Source organism: methanotrophic endosymbiont of Bathymodiolus puteoserpentis (Logatchev) (genome assembly GCF_900128525.1).
Classification (GTDB): Bacteria; Pseudomonadota; Gammaproteobacteria; order Methylococcales; family Methylomonadaceae; genus Methyloprofundus.
The window spans coordinates 105,752-124,636 of record NZ_FQTQ01000206.1; the positions used below are offsets into that span (position 1 = coordinate 105,752).

The 18,885-nt window shown below is 39.4% G+C and carries 19 protein-coding genes, 1 tRNA gene and 1 pseudogene; 6 read left to right on the forward strand and 15 right to left on the reverse strand.

The window, feature by feature from the left end; genetic code table 11:
- The 7 genes and pseudogenes from BQ7314_RS15475 to BQ7314_RS15505 form a co-directional block, all read right to left on the reverse strand.
- Positions 1-333, reverse strand: a complete 333-nt coding sequence (locus tag BQ7314_RS15475; protein WP_174484584.1) for a HepT-like ribonuclease domain-containing protein — start codon at positions 331-333, stop codon at positions 1-3.
- On the reverse strand, positions 326-616 hold the full coding sequence (locus tag BQ7314_RS15480; protein ID WP_174484613.1) for a nucleotidyltransferase family protein: 291 nt from the start codon (positions 614-616) through the stop codon (positions 326-328). The genes BQ7314_RS15475 and BQ7314_RS15480 overlap by 8 nt, the downstream gene beginning before the upstream one ends.
- A 47-nt stretch (positions 617-663) precedes the next feature.
- A complete protein-coding gene (locus BQ7314_RS15485; protein WP_174484585.1) occupies positions 664-1,851 on the reverse strand; it encodes a restriction endonuclease subunit S in 1,188 nt (395 codons plus the stop codon).
- 33 nt (positions 1,852-1,884) lie between these two features.
- On the reverse strand, positions 1,885-2,316 hold the full coding sequence (locus BQ7314_RS15490; protein ID WP_174484586.1) for a type II toxin-antitoxin system VapC family toxin: 432 nt from the start codon (positions 2,314-2,316) through the stop codon (positions 1,885-1,887).
- 2 nt (positions 2,317-2,318) lie between these two features.
- Positions 2,319-2,567 (reverse strand): ribbon-helix-helix domain-containing protein, encoded by a 249-nt coding sequence (locus BQ7314_RS15495; RefSeq protein ID WP_174484587.1) that lies wholly within the window; start codon positions 2,565-2,567, stop codon positions 2,319-2,321.
- Between the two features lie 101 nt (positions 2,568-2,668).
- Positions 2,669-4,077: pseudogene (locus tag BQ7314_RS15500) on the reverse strand (type I restriction-modification system subunit M).
- A gap of 137 nt (positions 4,078-4,214) precedes the next feature.
- Entirely contained in the window at positions 4,215-5,699 is a 1,485-nt protein-coding gene (locus BQ7314_RS15505; RefSeq protein WP_174484588.1) for a type I restriction-modification system subunit M, read from the reverse strand.
- Between the two features lie 811 nt (positions 5,700-6,510).
- Between BQ7314_RS15505 and BQ7314_RS15510 the strand changes: the two genes are divergently transcribed.
- Positions 6,511-7,068 carry a hypothetical protein gene (locus BQ7314_RS15510; RefSeq protein WP_174484589.1) on the forward strand — a complete coding sequence of 186 codons (558 nt, stop codon included), beginning with the start codon at positions 6,511-6,513 and terminating at the stop codon, positions 7,066-7,068.
- Between the two features lie 605 nt (positions 7,069-7,673).
- Here BQ7314_RS15510 and BQ7314_RS15515 read toward each other — a convergent pair.
- The 4 genes from BQ7314_RS15515 to BQ7314_RS15530 form a co-directional block, all read right to left on the reverse strand.
- Positions 7,674-7,750, reverse strand: a tRNA-Met gene (locus BQ7314_RS15515).
- Positions 7,751-7,832: 82 nt separating this feature from the next.
- Positions 7,833-8,924 carry a redox-regulated ATPase YchF gene (ychF, locus tag BQ7314_RS15520; RefSeq protein ID WP_174484590.1) on the reverse strand — a complete coding sequence of 364 codons (1,092 nt, stop codon included), beginning with the start codon at positions 8,922-8,924 and terminating at the stop codon, positions 7,833-7,835.
- A gap of 159 nt (positions 8,925-9,083) precedes the next feature.
- The gene (locus BQ7314_RS15525) at positions 9,084-10,253 is read right to left on the reverse strand and encodes an NnrS family protein (protein WP_174484591.1); all 1,170 of its coding nucleotides are present in this window, start codon (positions 10,251-10,253) and stop codon (positions 9,084-9,086) included.
- The gene (locus BQ7314_RS15530; protein ID WP_174484592.1) at positions 10,254-11,048 is read right to left on the reverse strand and encodes a ferritin-like domain-containing protein; all 795 of its coding nucleotides are present in this window, start codon (positions 11,046-11,048) and stop codon (positions 10,254-10,256) included.
- Positions 11,049-11,069: 21 nt separating this feature from the next.
- Here BQ7314_RS15530 and BQ7314_RS15535 point away from each other — a divergent pair, with 21 nt between their 5' ends.
- Positions 11,070-11,447, forward strand: a complete 378-nt coding sequence (locus BQ7314_RS15535) for a VanZ family protein (protein ID WP_174484593.1) — start codon at positions 11,070-11,072, stop codon at positions 11,445-11,447.
- 15 nt (positions 11,448-11,462) lie between these two features.
- On the opposite strand, the gene BQ7314_RS15540 is transcribed toward BQ7314_RS15535, so the two are convergent.
- The 3 genes from BQ7314_RS15540 to BQ7314_RS15550 all read right to left on the reverse strand — a co-directional run bounded on the left by BQ7314_RS15540 (position 11,463) and on the right by BQ7314_RS15550 (position 14,513).
- Positions 11,463-13,313, reverse strand: coding sequence for a GGDEF domain-containing response regulator (locus BQ7314_RS15540; RefSeq protein WP_174484594.1), 1,851 nt, complete (start codon positions 13,311-13,313; stop codon positions 11,463-11,465).
- Between the two features lie 255 nt (positions 13,314-13,568).
- Entirely contained in the window at positions 13,569-14,084 is a 516-nt protein-coding gene (locus BQ7314_RS15545) for a TrmH family RNA methyltransferase (RefSeq protein WP_174484595.1), read from the reverse strand.
- An 81-nt stretch (positions 14,085-14,165) separates the two neighbouring features.
- On the reverse strand, positions 14,166-14,513 hold the full coding sequence (locus BQ7314_RS15550) for a phenylpyruvate tautomerase MIF-related protein (protein ID WP_174484596.1): 348 nt from the start codon (positions 14,511-14,513) through the stop codon (positions 14,166-14,168).
- A gap of 212 nt (positions 14,514-14,725) precedes the next feature.
- Here BQ7314_RS15550 and BQ7314_RS15555 point away from each other — a divergent pair, with 212 nt between their 5' ends.
- The 4 genes from BQ7314_RS15555 to BQ7314_RS15570 are packed head-to-tail and all read left to right on the forward strand — an operon-like array spanning position 14,726 to position 17,703.
- Complete coding sequence (locus BQ7314_RS15555) at positions 14,726-14,878, forward strand: hypothetical protein (RefSeq protein ID WP_174484597.1); 153 nt, start codon at positions 14,726-14,728, stop codon at positions 14,876-14,878.
- Between the two features lie 8 nt (positions 14,879-14,886).
- On the forward strand, positions 14,887-15,438 hold the full coding sequence (locus tag BQ7314_RS15560) for a cupredoxin domain-containing protein (RefSeq protein ID WP_174484598.1): 552 nt from the start codon (positions 14,887-14,889) through the stop codon (positions 15,436-15,438).
- Positions 15,431-17,056, forward strand: coding sequence for a b(o/a)3-type cytochrome-c oxidase subunit 1 (locus BQ7314_RS15565; protein WP_174484599.1), 1,626 nt, complete (start codon positions 15,431-15,433; stop codon positions 17,054-17,056). The genes BQ7314_RS15560 and BQ7314_RS15565 overlap by 8 nt, the downstream gene beginning before the upstream one ends.
- Positions 17,057-17,058: 2 nt before the next feature.
- Positions 17,059-17,703: a c-type cytochrome gene (locus BQ7314_RS15570; RefSeq protein WP_174484600.1), complete on the forward strand. Its 645-nt coding sequence runs from the start codon at positions 17,059-17,061 to the stop codon at positions 17,701-17,703.
- Between the two features lie 189 nt (positions 17,704-17,892).
- On the opposite strand, the gene BQ7314_RS15575 is transcribed toward BQ7314_RS15570, so the two are convergent.
- On the reverse strand, positions 17,893-18,858 hold the full coding sequence (locus tag BQ7314_RS15575; protein ID WP_174484601.1) for a DUF6925 family protein: 966 nt from the start codon (positions 18,856-18,858) through the stop codon (positions 17,893-17,895).
- Positions 18,859-18,885 lie beyond the last annotated feature (27 nt).

The window sequence follows — 18,885 nt, forward strand, 5'->3', positions numbered from 1 at the left end:
TCAATTTACCTTGTTTAATTCCATTAGAAGTTTGGGCATATCGGATTTGATGATGCTCCATAAAACATCATTATCAATGCCTAAATACCCATGTATTAAGCGATTTCGGGTAGCAATTATTTTACGCCAAGGGACTTCTGGGTAGGCAACGCGAATTGATTCAGGAATATGAGTGGCGGCTTCGCCGATTAATTCTAAATTACGTAATGTAGCATCGTAATTTAGTCCCGTTTTGATGAATTCTTCTTGAGTCAGCCCCTCAGTGTAAGCCAATACATTTTCAGCAAATTGCAGCATATCATCTTTATAAAACCGCCATTCGCGTTCAGACATTCACCGCCTCCTGTTCGATAAAGGGCCGCAGTTCTTTTCTGAGTGCTTTTTCTGTCACTAAATCTACCATCACCCCCAGATGATCTTCCAGAAAGAATTGCAGACCAAAATAGCGGTCAGAACTTGCAGGTCCATTGAAGTCAACTAAAATATCAATATCGCTGTTAGGGGTTGCTTCATTACGTACGGTCGATCCAAACAGCGCTAGGCTGGAAACCCCAAAGCGCTCAATTAATTCTGGCTTGAGTTGCGTTAACCTGATTAAGGCTTGCTCACGGGTCATCTTAGTTACCTTTTTCTGGTCGCTGATGGGTTTGGTGAAGGGCATAGTTAGAAGATTTGGTTGATTAGGGATTTTTGGAGAAACTTTGAATTTACAACTTTATCTTCAATAGATTTTATTGTTTCAGTAAATTCCCATAACTCTTTTTCGATTTTCTCCATACTTTCACTATCAGGCAATACAATCTTGAAAATCCGAATTGCAGATTTTGAGATTTCCAAAAATGTACTTCCACCAGCTAACCTAGTTAATTCCGGTGTTAAATGTTGGAGCAGAAAGTAAAGAAAATAGTTGCGTACTAATTTGTTACAAATGAAATTTGAGAACCCTTGGTTTGTTGCCATAGTTTTTTCATTAATTACTGCAACACCTATTGTTGCACGGGAACAAAATAAAATTGAACCCGGTGGGTAAAGGCGATTGGATATGTTTTTTAATCCATTTACTGTAATGTACTCTTTAGTTTCTGATATACAAATCTTATTATGTCTAGTTACATCAGTAGGCGTTAGCCATGGTATTTCTCCACCCCAATATTCTGCTTTACCCCTTGATGGAGTGGAGCCTCCTGAAATATCAGCAATATCCATTAGTCGTTTAACAGTGTAGCCTGCGGGTAAATTTTTCTCTATTCCCACTTTATACTTATACAAAAACTGTTTCTCATAACAACGCTTTGCTCTTCTTATTTTTTCAAGCACTATAGATTCTTTCTCAACCACCTCATCCATAGCCCAAAGCAATTCAGCCAGTTTAGCTTGTTGTTCTTTGGGTGGCAGCTTAAATTCTTGATGTTTAAGCGTCCCCCAATTAATAGTAGGCGACAAAGAACCAACCGAAATATCAACCGCACGGTGCATAAACAAATCAGAATGCAGAAAAAAGGGAAATAGCTTTGGATCAATCACCTCAGGAATCGCCCTCAATACCAAAGAATGTGCAGAACAAAAACCATCTACCGTCGCTATGGCCGCCTTACGTTGATACGCGCGCCGCCTACCAAAAATAACATCCCCAGGATAACACCTTAACTTTTGACCATTAACATCATCTCGCGAACCAAAACGCTTAATATGTAGCGACTCAGCATTAATATGCTCCAAGCCGATATAAACTTCTAACTCGGTATTATTAGGGTCAATACGTTCCGATATACTTTTTTCTATTTGATCAAAGCGGTAAGTTTGCCAGTTGGATTTATCCAGATTTTTTAAATTGATATGTTGTGTTTCCATTTTTTAACTTACATCCTGAAAGGCTTTGGTGTATCAAAAAGACAACTCACTTAACAAACAAATATTCCCCAATATTTGAGTTTTAGCATAATGATGTTTATCCGCAGTTACAAAAACAGCCTTATTGCACAAGGCCATCGCATGAAAAAGCGCATCATAAATTGAGGGATAACCGCTTTTGATATGCCCAGTAGCAATAATCTCAATGGCCTTTTTTCGTTCACTATCCGATACCGCTCTTATTTGTAGTAAATATTTTTGCGCCTCAAGCAATTCAACTACGCTATCAATAGGAACACCGCAACGTTGCGCGGTATTCACGACTTCCAGATAAAGCAAATCGGGTGCAATTAAAATAACCTTACCTGCCGCCGCTTGAATAAAAAGCTGCTTTGCTTTATCTCTATCTATCTCATCCAGATACAGTTTATTAAACACCGAGCTGTCAATCACATACTTTTGCATGCTTAATCTCTACTTGCATCAAGTACTTGTTGAGCTCGGCCATCTCTGACTTCTCGCAAAACCTCGACTGAATACCGGTTAATTTTATAAGGCTTAAAATTTAAAATTTTCTTTAATGCCTGTTGTTTGTGCCAGTCATCAATGGCTTTTTGTATCGCTTGGTTAATAAAGGCAGCCCTTTCCCCTTTGACAGCAATATTATCCAACTCAGCCTTTAAATCATCTTCAATAGTAATACTTATTCTTTGCATTTTTAGCACCTCATTTTTGCATACGGGTAATACTACAGCAGAATAGCCTAGCTTAATACCTTAAATAAGTCCTCCATACTTTTCTTTAGCTCAGTCGATGATTATGTCCAGTTAACCAAGGCTTCATCCAATGACACCTTTGCCTCTTGGTTATTTACATTACTGACATACAGCGCCATATTTAAACTGGCGTTATGGTTTAAAACCTCGTCAATACTGACCACTTTGCAAAAGCCACTTTGATCTTGAAACGCTTTATAAGCCTGATAAATGCGTTCTATATGTTGCAGTTCCAGAAAGGCAATATTTTTATCCTGCCTGACTTCTTTAACGGCGTTGATAATTAACACTTTGCCTTTTTTATTCACTTCTTTATTGGTTTTGGTCATCAGCAAACACGCTTCCATAGGCGAGTTGTAAAACAAATTTGGCCCTAAACCAATGACACATTCAACTAAATCCTGTTCAATCATTTTACGGCGCATGGCGTTTTCAGCATCACGAAATAAAATGCCATGCGGCCACAATGAAATTGAGCGACCATTTTTGTTATCTAAACTTTTCTGAATATGTTGCTGAAAAGCATAATCCGCACAGCCTTGTGGCAGCGTACCCCAAAGATTACGCCCATAAGGGTCACTTTCAAAGGCTTTACGATCCCAGGCTTTAATCGAGTACTGCGGGTTAGCCAAAATGACATTAAAAGTCTTGAGCTGATCATTTTCTAACAAGCTAGGATTCGCTAGCGTATCGCCGCGAATAATGCTAAATTCTTCTATGCTGTGCAAAAACATGTTCATACGTGCAATGGCCGAGGTGAGCAAGTTAATCTCTTGGCCATACAGCTTGAGCGTGCGGTATTCCTTGCCTTCATCTTTTAAATGCAGGGCGCACAATTTAATAACAAGCCCCCTGAGCCGCAGGTCGGATCATAAACACTTTCACCGGGTTGCGGGTCCATGATCATGGCCATCAATTTGACCACGGTACGATTGGTATAAAATTCCGCTGCGGTATGGCCGCTATCATCTGCAAACTCTTTAATCAGGTATTCATAAGCATCACCCAATTTATCATCAGGGACAGTGCTTATATTAAGCTTGTGCTGTGAATAATGCTCGACCAGATTGGTTAATATTTCATCCGATAGCCGGTCTTTATTCGTCCAACTGGCATCACCAAAAATCCCGAATAAAGTATCAGGATTGGCTTTTTCAATCGCGCGCATGGCACCTTGTAAAGCCGCGCCAATATTTACTGTGGTTTCACGCACATCATTCCAATGCGCCCCTGCTGGAATTTGAAAGTGATGATTTTCAGCAAAAGCGGCGTATTCCATATCATTCTCGCTTTCTACTAAGGCATTGGCGAATTCTTCATCATAAACATCAGATATGCGTTTAAAGAATAATAAGGGAAAGATATATTGCTTATAATCACCTGCATCAATGGTGCCACGTAATGCTGTTGCTGCGCCCCAGAGGTATTTTTCGAGTTCTTGTTGGGTCATCTAGTTGAATCCTTTTAAGGAGGAAGTATCAACAACACGCGTGTTTTCTAAAAAAATCATGTACTCAAAGTGCATAGGTAAGGATTGGTCAGACACTGTTTGACTTATTATCTGATAGCAAAAATAAAACAGCTGCTTCATTGTATAAATCCTTTTAAAATCGCTTTAAATTTTTCTTCAGCTTTTAAACTATCTTGCCAGGCTTCTTTTAAATCACTCATAGCCTCTTCTACACTGGGTAAATTATCTTCAATAATTTTTTCTACGTACAGTGGAATATTCAGGTTGTAATCGTTTTCTTTTAATTCATCAATACTAGCGACTTTGACGTAATTTTCTACATCAGCATAATTGTGGTACCAATCGTAAATCTGCTTAACATGGACTGGCTCTAAGAAGTTCTGTGCTCTGCCAACACGAATTTGATCAGAAGCATCAATAAACAGTACTTTTTGTTTTTTCTCTACAGCTTTGTTTTGCTTAAATATCATGACACAGGCAGCTAATTGTGTACCATAGAAAACATTAGGGCCTAGACCAATCACTGCCTCCAATAAATCTTGTTCTAATAATGCTTTTCTAATTTTGCCTTCTGCCCCTTTACGGAATAATGCGCCATGCGGTAAAACCACGGTCATGCGTCCAGTGCTGTTCATGGATTTAACCATATGTTGCACCCAGGCCATATCACCATTGCCTTTAGGCGGTACACCGGCGATATTCCTACCGAATGGATCATTAGCCCAGTTTTCTGCGCCCCAGTCTTTAAGCGGGAATGGAGGGTTAGCAATAACACAATCAAAGGTTTTTAAGCCATCCGCTTCAAAGTAAGCAGGGTTGCGTAAAGTGTCGCCTCTTAGCACTTCAAAATCTTCAATACCATGCAGAAACATGTTCATTCTGGCAATCGAACTTGAAGTCAGGTTCTTCTCTTGGCCATACAATTTTAAGGTACGAGAGTCTTCTTGATTATGTTTTAGGTGATCCACACATTCCAATAGCATGCCTCCTGTACCGCAAGCGGGATCGTAGATGCTTTCAGCCTCATGTGGGTCTAAAATCAACCCTAGCAAATGTACTACTGAACGTGGAGTATAAAACTCACCCGCTTTTTTATTGGTGAGATCGGCAAAATGTTTAATCAAGTACTCATACGCTTGACCCAGCATATCAGGATCAACATTTTCATTACCTAATGTGTATTGAGAAAAATGTTCAACTAGATCAATCAACAATTTATCAGTGAGTTTGTTTTTATTACTCCACTGCGCATCACCAAATATACCGTAAAGAAATTCCTGGTTGGCTTGCTCTATGCCTCGTAAGGCTTTTTCAATCGCCAAGCCTACATTGGTCGCTGTTTCTCGTACGTCATTCCAGTGACAGCCTTCAGGGATTTCAAAACGATGAAATTCAGGTAAAGCGGCGTACTCTTCATCACCTTCTGATTCTTCAAGTGCAATACGAAACTCTTCGTTATAAACATCAGAGATACGTTTAAAAAATAGTAGTGGAAATATATAAACTTTAAAGTCCGAGGCATCAACGGGGCCTTTTAAGATCCATGCGGCTTTGGAGAGGTATTGTTCTAGTTGGGAGAGTAAAAGGGTATTTTTATTCATTTAGGCTGGAGTCTGAATAGCGAGTGTTAACTAAAATCACTTACCAATATAGTAAGAAAGGTGATTTTGATCCAGTTTTTTACGCGCTTTTAAAATTAGGAGTCGGTAATATTTATCAGTTTTGCTCCACTTCTTACAATAATAACAAGAAATTGGGCTACCGTTTTAACACGAGACATATTAAGGCGACATAAAATACGGGGCGCAGTGCTTTAGCCTGTTTTCAATAGCGGAAAATAGCAGGCTAAAGCACTGCGCCCCAATGAGCTAACCCACTGAAATGACAGAGTGTCCCATCTTAAAATAATAGCCAGAAATTGAATACCTTATTATTTTATAACAGCCTGATGAATGCGTTAAAAACAAGCGTTTTTATACTTTAATGGCCTTGATCAAGCTGAGTAATGGCTATAGAGCAACGTACTTTATTAATTCAATCCCGCTGAGGCAAAGAAATTTGCACATGCTGTGCGTAGTTACTGGCGTATAGAAAATAAGTTGCATTGGCATTTGGATGTCGTTTTTCGTGAAGATGACAGTCGAATTCGCTAAGGAGAAGCATCCGCTATCATGACAGCCATTCGACATATTTGTTTAAACCTGTTTAAAAATGAGCCATCTAAACTCAGTAGTAAGAAAAAATGAACAAAGCGGCTTGGAATGATGACTTTAGAGTTAAGTTATTGTTAGGCTAATGATTTCAATACGTTTTTCTTGATTGGAGAAGGCTTCTTGTTGACAGAATTGGGGGGTTAGAGTAGAACAATAGAAGGCCGAAACAATACTTGTCAGGCAATGCACTGGAGAAGTCATGAATACTTTATTTAAATTAGCGATATCATTAATTTTACTCATTAACATGGGGGTAGCAAATGCAAGTTTTGCAGAAAAATTAGATGGAGTTTGGGAGGGTCTTGGTCAGCAAACATCAGGTTTCCAATGGACTATACGATTTACAGCTTTAAGGGGTGTCTATCTAGTAGAGTACCCTTCACTATCATGTAACGGTCATTGGGTTTTACAATCAGAAACAAGTGGAAGTGCTACCTTCACTGAAACTATTGTTACAGGCACGAATAACTGTATAAATGAAGGGTCTGTCGAAGTACTAATGATTGAAAATAATAAACTCAGATACACATATTACCTTCCTAATGGAAATATTTTTGCATTTGGCGAGTTAAAATGTTCAAGTTGTAATATTAATACGACTCAAGACAATGCTTCATTCAAAAATGGTATATTGAATATCCCCAATATTGATGTATTAGATCCTTTTGGTGGCCTTGTAACATATGAAGTAGAGTTATCTCTTGTTCCACTATCAACCCCTTTGGCATTTGAATTAATTAGGGCTGATCAAAAATAGTCTCCTCAAATACTGCTAATAGCAGAATCTGGCGTGCCAAAAATGAACATTGACGTTTATATTTTTGGTTCGTTATGTTCTCTATAAAATACCCCACCTCTCCACAGTTACATATTTCGCACAATATTGAAACCCTACAACAACGGGGCGGCAGTAAAATTTGCGTGTAATAAGGTCGATTGTGGTGCTTTTTTGATGCAGAATTTTTTATCGTAGAATAGATAGCATCAAAGCTCCGACACATACTGATCGTTATCAGCCATAAGCGCCCAGTAAAAAAATAATTTAGAAAACTACAAAGAAGGATACTATTTAGTCTTAACTCCTATTCTTGACATAAATACGTAGTTGAAAAACGAACTTAATAAGTGCGCATATACTAGGTGAATAACAATGGAAAGTCAGTTCTTCTGGAATTTATCTTTCAGATAAGCGGGCCTAGGCTATAAGTTAGTTTTACTCGAAGAAAGGAGATATGAAAACTAGCAATTCGCTACCAAAAGTAGGATGGCGCGCAGTTGCTGTGATATTTTATACTTGAATGTCCACAGCGTCATGCAGACATAAAAAAAGCACTTGGATTGCTCCTAAGTACTTAATTTAGATGGTGGCGATAGGTAGATTTGAACTGCCGACCCCGGGGTTATGAATCCCGTGCTCTAACCAACTGAGCTATATCGCCGTATCTAGTTGAGCCACTCAAGAAAGCGACATCAATAAAGAACGGAAATTATAGCCGTTCTCTATCTTTTCGTCAAACGTTTTTAGACATTAAATCGAAAATGCACGACATCCCCATCTTTTACAATATAGTCTTTACCTTCTAACCGCCATTTTCCTGCATCTTTTGCACCCTGCTCGCCTTTGCATTGTACATAATCATCGTACGCAATAATTTCAGCACGAATAAAACCTTTCTCAAAATCCGTATGAATAACCCCGGCTGCTTGAGGAGCCGTTGCACCAGTAGGAATAGTCCAAGCTCTTACCTCTAAGACTCCAGCGGTAAAGTAAGTGGACAGGTTAAGCAATTTATAGGCTGCACGAATAACTCGGTTTAAGCCTGGCTCTTCCAAACCTAGGTCATCCATAAATTCTTGCTTTTCATCATCATCTAGCTGAATAATTTCAGCTTCTATTGCCGCACAGACAGATACAACTGCGGAACCTTCTTTAGTAGCAAAATCTTGCACAGCATCCAATAAAGGGTTATTTTCAAACCCATCATCTTGTACATTAGCAACATACATAGCCGGTTTAATCGTCAGTAGAAATAAGTCTTTAATAATAGCAAGTTCATCTTCTGATAAGTCCAAAGACCTTAATTGCCCACCACCATCTAAATGCTTTATTAATTTTTCATATAGTACTTTTTTAGCAAGCTCTTCTTTGTTCCCTGTTCTTGCGGCTTTACTGGTTTTTAGCAGTGCTTTTTCGATGCTTGCTATATCTGCAAGTGCTAACTCAGTATTAATAACTTCTATATCGCCTAATGGGTCTACTTTTCCGGCAACATGGACAACGTTATCATCTTCAAAACAGCGCACTACATGAACTATGGCATCTGTTTCGCGAATATTTCCTAAAAACTTATTGCCTAAGCCCTCACCTTTTGAAGCGCCAGCCACCAGACCTGCAATATCAACAAATTCAATCGTTGTTGGTAATATACGTTCAGGCTTTACAAATTCTGCCAAAGCATCCATACGTGCATCTGGTACTGGAACAACGCCGACATTGGGGTCAATAGTGCAAAACGGATAGTTTTCAGCTGCAATTTTTGCATTTGTTAATGCATTGAATAAGGTTGATTTACCTACGTTAGGTAAACCGACAATTCCACAATAAAGTGCCATAATCTCTCTTGATTAATAAAAGTTAAGTTGGCTCAATCTAATTGAACCGAGTAAAAAGTATTCAGGAATGCATATTAAATAAAACCCGAAATTTTAGATTATGCACCGCCAGTCCTCGAAGGACTAGCGGTGCTTTTGGGTATTATTAAATTTTTATCCTTAGCCTGCTTTGCCGTCAATTCTTGCGCTAGTTAAAATAGGCGCATAAACAAAGGCAAACAGTGAAAAGGCAGCCAACCATAAAATAGTTGCTGCGTAAATAATATCAGCATACCAATGAGGCAATAACATAGGTAAAAATACCCTGACTAAAGCGGCTAAATTAATTAAAGCAAAGGCAATCGCCATAGCTTGCGATGCTTTTAATGGTCGCCCTGTATGGCCCAACGATACACGCGCCATCATCCCTAAGGTAATTATACCAATACCGCCCATAGTGAAGGCATGTAATGCTAGCGTAGGCAATACAATATTATAGGCGCTGAGTGCAGTGAGTATAAAGCCTAAAATAATCCATGCATAACCGAGATAAAGCACCCATAACAAGGGTACGAACCAAATCCTAAACACAAACCAGTTATTTACGCGTAAACTATTGGCAATAACTGCCGCACTAGCAGCAAGCGCTAAATAAATCCCTGAAATTTGCATAATAGATAAGGCAAATACAAGCAATGCAAAGCCAACCGATAAACCATCCAATAATGGACTACGAATAGGCATTACGCCTTTCAAGCCGCGCTCAGTAAAAAAGGGAAATACGCGCCCTGCTATCACTAATATCATAACAATAATCAGCCCTATAACCAGTTGAAATCCTATCCATGCGGTTGCTTCAGTCCAACCTAAAATATCTGTGTGAATAAGGCCATTGCCCAGCGCCATTAGCCCCAACATAGCAATAAAGACGTAGCCTCGCGTGTAATTGGTTTTGATAATAGGCAGGCTAATAGAAAAAGCTAAAACAGGTAAAAAGGCAAAATCAACTAAAGCAATTAGCTCATCCGGGAGGAGTTCGGAATAAAAGGGCAAAATACGTCCATAAACCCATAATAAAGCTAAACCAGCCAAGTTAGCTCCAGTTGCTGTTGCTTCCCCCGTCCAGTTACGCACTGCCGTTAATAAAAAACCAGCAATAACAGCAACGGTATAACCGAGAAGCATTTCATGTGCATGCCAGTAAGTATTGGAAAAATAATTATCCATCACTAAACTACCGTCATAAACAGAGCGCCATAACACCATGAGCACTAAAGCGGATAGGCCGGATAAAGCAAAAAAGGCTCTAAAGCCAAGGGCAAAAAACGGGATATTAAAGTTATTATTCATTTATTGATTCTCTAGCCAGGCAAGTTCATTTTCGCTAAAGCCTACTTTTAAGCGGACTTGTTTATTGAAAGGTCCTTTAGGCTTGCTTTTATAGTATTTTAAAATTAATTCTTGAAATGTTTGGTCAGAATTAAGCTGCTGTTTTTGACATTGATAATAAAACCAGTCTGAACCAAACTGTACATGCTGCTGTTCATCATGATAAATACGTTCAAGGATATTTACACCTTGCTGATCGTTGATATGACGAAACTTTTCTATCATCGTCGGCGTAACATCTAAGCCCCTTGCTTCCATGCAACGTGGGATAATGGCTAGTCGCGCCAAAATATCACCTGCAGTATCTTGCGCATGCTCCCATAAACCTTGGTGTGCTGGTAAATCACCATAATCAATATTATATTTACGTAAGTGATCGCGTATTAAAGCAAAATGTACGGCCTCTTCTTGTGCAACTTGTAGCCAATCTTGATAAAATTTTAGCGGCATACCTCGAAACCGATATAACATATCCCAAGCCAAATAGATGGCAACAAATTCAATATGTGCTAGTGCATGATAAAAGGCTTGTATCCCTTCTGGCGACCCTAGCTTGCGACGTGCCATATATTTAGGGGCAAGCAATTCTGGCTTTTCAGGGAAACAAACCTGTTTTATATCATGCGGCTTAGAAATAGCACCAAACTGCAATTCACCTTGTTGGTATAATTGCCACGCTTGTGCCGTTAGTTGTAGCTTTTCATTTATATCGACTCGATGCAAGCAGGCTTCAGCAAAATCAAAAATATTATTCATTCACTCACGAAAATATAGAATATGAGCAAGTATTATAACAAAGCATTAGATGCAACACAGTTTATACTCTACTGTGCTTTTATTTATTGGCTTTCCGACCAGCCTTCTCTACCTGCGCCAATATTATTTATACATCAAGATAAAGTCATGCATGCCGGTGCATATTTTATATTATCATTTTTTACTGTACGCGCTTTTAGATACCTATCAACATCATTATCTACACTGATGATAAGTAGCCTTATTTTTACCAGTTTATATGGTGCATCTGATGAATGGCATCAATCCTTTGTACCAGGGCGTATGAGTGATACACAGGATTGGCTCGCTGATACATTAGGAGGAGTGCTTTTTCTTAGTATTTACTATTATTATCGACAAAATATTGAGCCAACCTAATTAGTCGACCTCAATTCAGCTTACTTTTTCGCTAAACCAATTCGTAAAGCGCTTAGGTTGAGCGCTTGTTCTCGTTAATCCATTCAGTGCAATGAAACTGCTTGTCAGTAACGCCTGTTCAGGCCTACCCAAAATATAGCCTTGCGCCATATCGATACCCAACTCTTTTAGTTTAGCAATCACTTCAGGGGTTTCAACAAACTCTGCAATCGTTTTTTTACCCAAATTGGAAGCAATCTCCGCCATAGACTTCACTAAAACCTGGTCAGTTTCATCATTAATTAGATTACGAATAAACTGACCATCAATTTTCACAAAGTCCACCGGGAAGGTTTTTAAGTAATTAAAAGAACAAAAACCAGCACCAAAATCATCTAAAGCAAATTGACAGCCTAAGGAACGAATTTCTGCAATCATCTTGCGTGTTTGCTCAAAATTTTCAACAGCCGCTGTTTCAGTGATCTCAAACGTCAATCGACTCGCATCTACCCAGGTAAGTGATAGCTTTTCTTTTAAAGTAGGTAATAAGGAATCATCCTGAAAGGCAACACTGGAAAGATTAATCGCGAGGGATATTTTTGATGTTTCAGGCAGCTTAGCTAGAAAATCAATCGCGCTTTCCACTACCCACTGATCTATACTATGAATTAAACCCATACGCTCTGCAACTGGAATAAAATCACTCGGACTAATCACTTCATTTTGCAAGCCACGCATACGAATTAAAACTTCATAATGAGAAATTTTACCATTATCTAAATAAACAACTGGCTGAAATACTAGAAAAAACTTTTTCTCCAAAAGCGCTTTTTTAATCAATGGAACCCAATATAGGTCTTTATTTCTCTCTTGCACCTTAGTATCTGTCTCATTGTAAGACCATACCATATTTCGGCCATGCTCCTTAGCCATACGACAAGCTTGCCTTGCCTTGGAAATAATTTCATTAGGATGGTAATCAGCCGTCACCGTATTAACCGAGGCAATACCAATGGATAAAGATGTACTGTAGCACACACCGCCACTAGAAAACTTGAATTCATCAACAGATGCTCTCACTCGCTCTGCAAATTGCTTGACTTCTTTTGCCGTTTTATTATCCAAAAAAAGGCAAAACTCATCAGAACCGATCCGAGCAAATAAATCATCTTTAAATATTATCTTTCTAATAATTGCCACTATTTCAATAAGCAATCTATCACCAACATCAAAACCTTCCAGCTCATTAACCAAACTAAACCGGTCAAGATTAATGAAAATTAACGCTCCCTCTTGTTGCCGTATGCGACTACGCATAAGAACTAAACGCAGTTGACTCTCAAAATTATGTCGATTTATTAAGCCAGTTAATTCGTCATGTACAACTAAATATTTCAGCTTAGCGTCAACAATTTTTCTTTCCGCCAATTCATTAATTAACCGCTCTTCCTGCTTATGCCGCAAGTAACGCTCCTGCATCATAATTAGCTGAAAACCGATAGTATCCATCAGTACAGAATAATTAATAGGGTAAGACATTTGATGAATGAGCGCTTGAGAATTAAACTCGCTATTTTCTATGTTATGTTTATTCTCATCTGCACTGAGAATAATAAAAGGGATTAATGACGCATCATGACTTGATAGCTGCTGACACATGGCCAATACATCGCATTGAGGCAGTTGCTCATTAACAATAAGTAAGCCAATTTTCTCAGCGATCCCATAATATGACCTAAGAATTTCATAGATTTGCTTACCATCTAAGGCAGTTTTGATATTTAAAAAACCTTGCTTATTAAGGTTTAACTTTATCTCTGCAAGCAACTGCTGATCACTTTCAGCAATAATGATGACTTTTTCTTTTAATTTTTTAGAAATAAGCATAAGTACGTCATTTTCGACTTTAATTTTCAGGTACAACACCCGTTAAAAGCATAGAAGGTCTTGTATATAGTTATTTTTTAAAGCAAAGTAACTAATGATAAGACATCATACCAGCAAAAGACTTTACCGTTGACGCATATTGCTGTGTAGAAGGTATTTTTCTCACCTAGTAAAAATACTTTTACCTTATTGCAATTTCCAGTCAAAATTTACCCATAGTTACCCGCTAAAGTTCGAGCGAACACACTTATTCACTCAAAACACCTTCAAAGTATTATTCCTATCTCGACTTGCACGAATTAACTCATTACTTTCAATTCTTTGGGTCGATTTTGCCATCCTATCATAAAGCACTACATTGACTGTTGCCGCTAGATTCATACAACCAACAGTAGGCACATAAACCACCGCATCAGCCTTATCTATTATATCTTGGCTAATAGTCCCATCTTCTGAACCAAAAATATAAAGCGCCTGCTCAGGGTGTTGGTATTTCGGCAAAGAAATGGCATTCTCTGCAAATTCAATACACACTATTTTCATATTTTCAGGCGCTTCATTGAGCAAGCAGTCTGCTTTTGAAATGGGGATACCCCGCCCCACCTGTCGGCCAGTATTCACCGCCTGCACTTGAAACTCTAAGGCCCGTAAGTAACGTTCCCCAGTAAAGAAAACACGGTCAACACGATAATTACCTGCTGCACGCATTACTGAACCAACATTATCAGGGCTTTTGGGGTTAACCAAGCCAATACTAACTTTTGATTTCATGTATTAGGAAAAAAGAATCGTCGTCTATTTATATTTAAAACTCACGTATAAGCGGTACCAGCTTAGGTTAAACCCTAGCTCCTAGGCAAAAGTTGAGCCATTCCAGCCCCAATATTCTGCCGGGCAATTGCTAAACTCTATGTAAATACGCTCAGCACCAAGTTGTAATTGCGCACCCAATAACTCACTGATGGACTTTGATAATGACTTAGCTTGTGCAGTCGATAAGCCAATACTTTTGCATTCAATATAAGCCAAAGGTTCAGAACTACCGCCAAACATCATATTCCTGTCACCTTTTACATCTATCATGACATAACGCTCTGGCTTAGCTGTTTCATTGGCAAGTAATTTAGACATCTCACTCATTAAACTGGATGCTTTAGCACTGTCAATAACAAGATTGGTGCGTAATTTCATAAAAGGCATAATTATTTCCTCCCTAAGGTAAATACACTCATGCAAAGATAAAAATTAATTTTTAGTCTAGCATAAATTGGCCTAATGACGGCAATTCTAGCAAAGACTAAAATCCCCTAATTATTTTGCCCTATATAGTATATTAGTGTATCCTTAATTTGTTATTAGTAATATATCCCCTCCTATTTTTAATCTATCTCCAATAACCAAAGAGGTTTAATATGAATAAAATAAGTGATGAAGAACGTAAAAAAATACTCGAAAGCCCGCCTATAGGTACTTGGGTACTGATGCTAAGCGTTGGAGGCGGCATGGTTGTCGCTTGGTTATTTCTTTATTACGGGGTATTTTTATCTCGTGGCATGATTAATTAAGGTGAAATATGCATATTGATCCCTTAGAAAAAAAATGGGTACAAATTGCCCTCGGCATGTGTACCTTATTTATCTCCATTATTATGATAGATGCGCTATTTCATGGCGTTAATGCGCCCAGCAATGTAGAGACCATTGATTCTCGAAAAATTCATTTGAGTGAAGAATTTGCTGAAGATAATCTAGGCGTACAAGTCGCTGAAAATGGTGATATTACCGTGCGTATGGTTGCCGGCCGTTACGCATTTTTTCCTAAACAAATTACCTTACCAGCAGAAACTAAAGTGACCTTTCGCTGGGTGAGTATGGACGTATTACATGGGGTGCATATGCCCATGACTAACATGAGTACTATGATTGTTCCTGGCTACGTCGCGCAAGTGGAAAGCTCTTTTCCTCGCCCTGGCGAATATCCAATGCTATGTAATGAATATTGTGGTTTAGGTCATGACCATATGTGGAGCAAAGCATTCGTGATTGATAAAGAAGAGTGGGAAGCGAACAGAGCAGCGATGCTAAACTCGACTGCGACAGAAAATGAGGCAAGTGACAATGAATGATACAACAGCAAAAAATCTAGCCCTTAGCCACATGTGGGTGGCATTTTCAGCGTTTATCGTTGCGTGTTTTATGGGGGAATTTCAAGTTTTAGAACGCAGCGGACTATTTGAGTCACTCACTTCTATTAGTGTATATTTCGCTTCTGTGAGTACCCATGGTGTCTTAATGGCCTTTGTTTTAACCACCTTTTTTATTATGGGCTTTGGGTATTACACGGCGAGTAGCTCTTTAAAAGTCCCTGTATGGAATCCTAAGTTAGCTTGGGCTGGTTTTGCCATAGCTCTATCAGGTGTTGTCATAGCAGCAGTTCCACTCCTCAGTGGTCTAGCTTCAGTGCTGTATACTTTTTATCCGCCTGTGACAGCGCATGCAGCCTTTTATATTGGTGTGACTTTACTCGTTGTAGGCTCTTGGGTTTGGTGTGCCATTATGGTCGTCATGTTTTACCAGTGGAAGAAAGCAAACCCAGGTAAAACGGTGCCATTAGCCATGTTTGCAACGACAGCCAATGCGCTTTTATGGTTATGGACCAGTGCTGGGGTGGCTGCAGAAGTTTTATTTCAATTAATCCCCTTAGCTTTAGGACTAATGGATACGCTTGATCCGGGACTAGCCAGAACCTTGTTTGCTTGGACGTTACATCCAATCGTTTATTTCTGGTTAATTCCTGCTTATATTGCGTTTTATGTCTTTGTCCCCAAACAAGCAGGTGGCTATCTCTTCAGTGATGAAGCAGCACGTATGGCATTTATCGTCTTAGTGGTCTTTTCTTTACCCATTGGCTTCCATCACCTATATATGGATCCTGAGCAAGCAAAAGGCTGGAAACTACTGCATGGTGTAGGTACTTTTATTGTTGCCCTACCCACCTTAGTGACGGGGTTTACCGTGATTGCTTCTTTAGAAATTGCTGGTCGTTTACGCGGTGGTAAAGGTCTATTCGGTTGGATTGGCAGCTTGCCATGGACTAACCCAATGACATTAGCCGTTATCCTATCGCTATTAATGCTGATATTTGGTGGTTTTGGTGGTATTGTCAATGCCAGTTATGCTATGAATGCGATGATTCATAATACCGCATGGGTACCTGGCCATTTTCACCTGATCTTTGCAGGTACTACTGTCATTATGTATTTTGCGATTGCCTATTATTTATGGCCAATTTTATGCAAGAAACCCTTAGTTTCGAATTCACTCGCCTTAGTGCAGCTTTGGACTTGGTTTATCGGCATGAGTATCATGACTACACCTTGGCATGTTCTCGGTTTATTAGGTCAGCCTAGGCGTATTTCTAGCGTGCAATACAATAATGTACTCACGATGACATGGGAACCTTATGAGATCTTAATGATTCTAGGCGGCTTAGTTTTATTAGGTTCAGCTTGTTTGTTTTTTTACATCTTAGTAAAAACACAATTCGGCACAACGACAGAAGTTTTTGTCGGCGAAGTGGAATACGCTGAACCTTTGCATGAAGTAAAAGACTTGCCGGAGTATTTAAACGATTTCACATTATGGAATAAAGTCATTGCGGTCTTAATGCTTATTAGCTTTGGCATACCCATTTTACAATTCTTTTTTATGGACACTTATGGTTCAAGCGCATGGGGATATTAAACATGAAACGCATACTACCTTTAATTTTATGTATCATACCTGCTTTTGCCGTAGCCGAACCTGCGTCTAATATGGTTTGGATGCCAGAAACACTTAATTTCGTTAAAGATGGAAATATAAAAAAAGGCGAGCAACTTGCTCAATCTTGTGCTGGCTGTCATGGTGAAAAAGGCATTAGCCCAATGGGTATGTTCCCTTCTTTAGCGGGACAAACTGCAAACTACACTTATAAGCAATTACGTGATTATGCGGATGGCAAACGAGAGAACCCAATGATGTCTTCTATCGCTGCCGGACTAAGCGAACAAGACAGTGCGGATTTAGCCGCATGGTTTCAATCCTTACCTGCTGCGCAAAATAAAGCATCACAAGAAGATCTTAGTAAAGCCATAAGCTTGGTAGACAAAGGCAATGGTAAAAAAATCTTACCCCCTTGCTTTGTCTGCCATGAGTCTTCAGGTAAAGGCCAGAAAATGGACACCCCTGCTCTCGCTGGGCAACAAGCTGAATATACTGAAGCGACGCTATTAGAGTACAAAAATGGCACACGCCACAATGATCTTTATAGCCGTATGCGAGTCATAGCTAAACAACTTAGTGATGCTGAAATTAAGCAGTTAGCTAAATATTATCAACAATTGAAGTAAGCATAAGAAAGCCCTGCTGTTGTACATCAACGCAGGGCTTTGCCTAGAAACGAGTTAGAAAATTATTACGATCTAAGCGAAATCCAAAAAGCTTTATTGTAGCTCAAGAGCAATAACTACAAATACGAAAAAACACACGAATACCATTTTCATTAACCTATAAAATGACTTCTTGCTCACATAGTCAGCTTATTTTTCAAAATACTGCACCCAGCGTTTAATATTAGGGTGATATTGCGTTTGTTGGTACATCTGCCTTAAGCTAACCCGCATCGTTGCGCGGGCTTCTCTTTGCTCTGGCTGTGGGTAGTCTTCAGGGGCTACGCCTGATAACACAGCCTGCATCACCGCTTGTTTTTGTTGCCTGCAATGCGTCAACCCGAATTGCTCAAACAGGCTTAAAAATTGCTCAAGACGTGTGCTATTGAAAGGAATTTCTTGCCCTAATGCATCGAATAATGGATTGGCAGGGTGTAAGCTTAAGCAAGGCACAAGCGGCTCAGGGATGGGCGTATTGGCAGAATGTGTGGCTTTTTTGGCCAATAATTTAGGTAATAAATGCGTATGCGGCCCGTGTGGGGTTTTCTCTTTGCCGATGGGCTGATAAATTTCAATACGCCCTAATTTAGATAAAATCACGCGCGTTGGGCTAAGCTGCATCAGCCGATTGGTCAACTCGCTATCTAATGCCGCATAAGGCTGGCCTTCTGCTTGTCTCAGTAATCTAATCAAGTCTGCATCTGCGGTGCGAATGCAAAAATCAATATTATAAGCATCGACTCCCATATCAAATAGGATGGCATTTTGTTCCGCCGCCAGCATACAATGCTGGTCTGTCCCTACTTCGGTCAGCGTATTGCGTTGGTGCATTTTGGCTACAGATTTGGGCAAACAAAAAGCAACGCCCTGTTGCCAGCGTTGTTTGTGTTGGCTCAATGCTTCATAGGCAATGGGCTGTACTTGTTCGGCAAGGTTGAATTGTAGCGCACCCCGCGCGGTCATCAGCGTGAGTTGATCGGCTTTATCAATGATGAGCTTTTCATCCGCATCGCGGTGAAATTCGGCAATCGCGCCAAATGATCCGATGCTAAAACTGTGACTGGCGGAGGCTAAATATTGCACCAATAAGCGTGTGATATGCGAGTGTTGAGACATAAGTTTACTGATAAAATTTGATGTTAT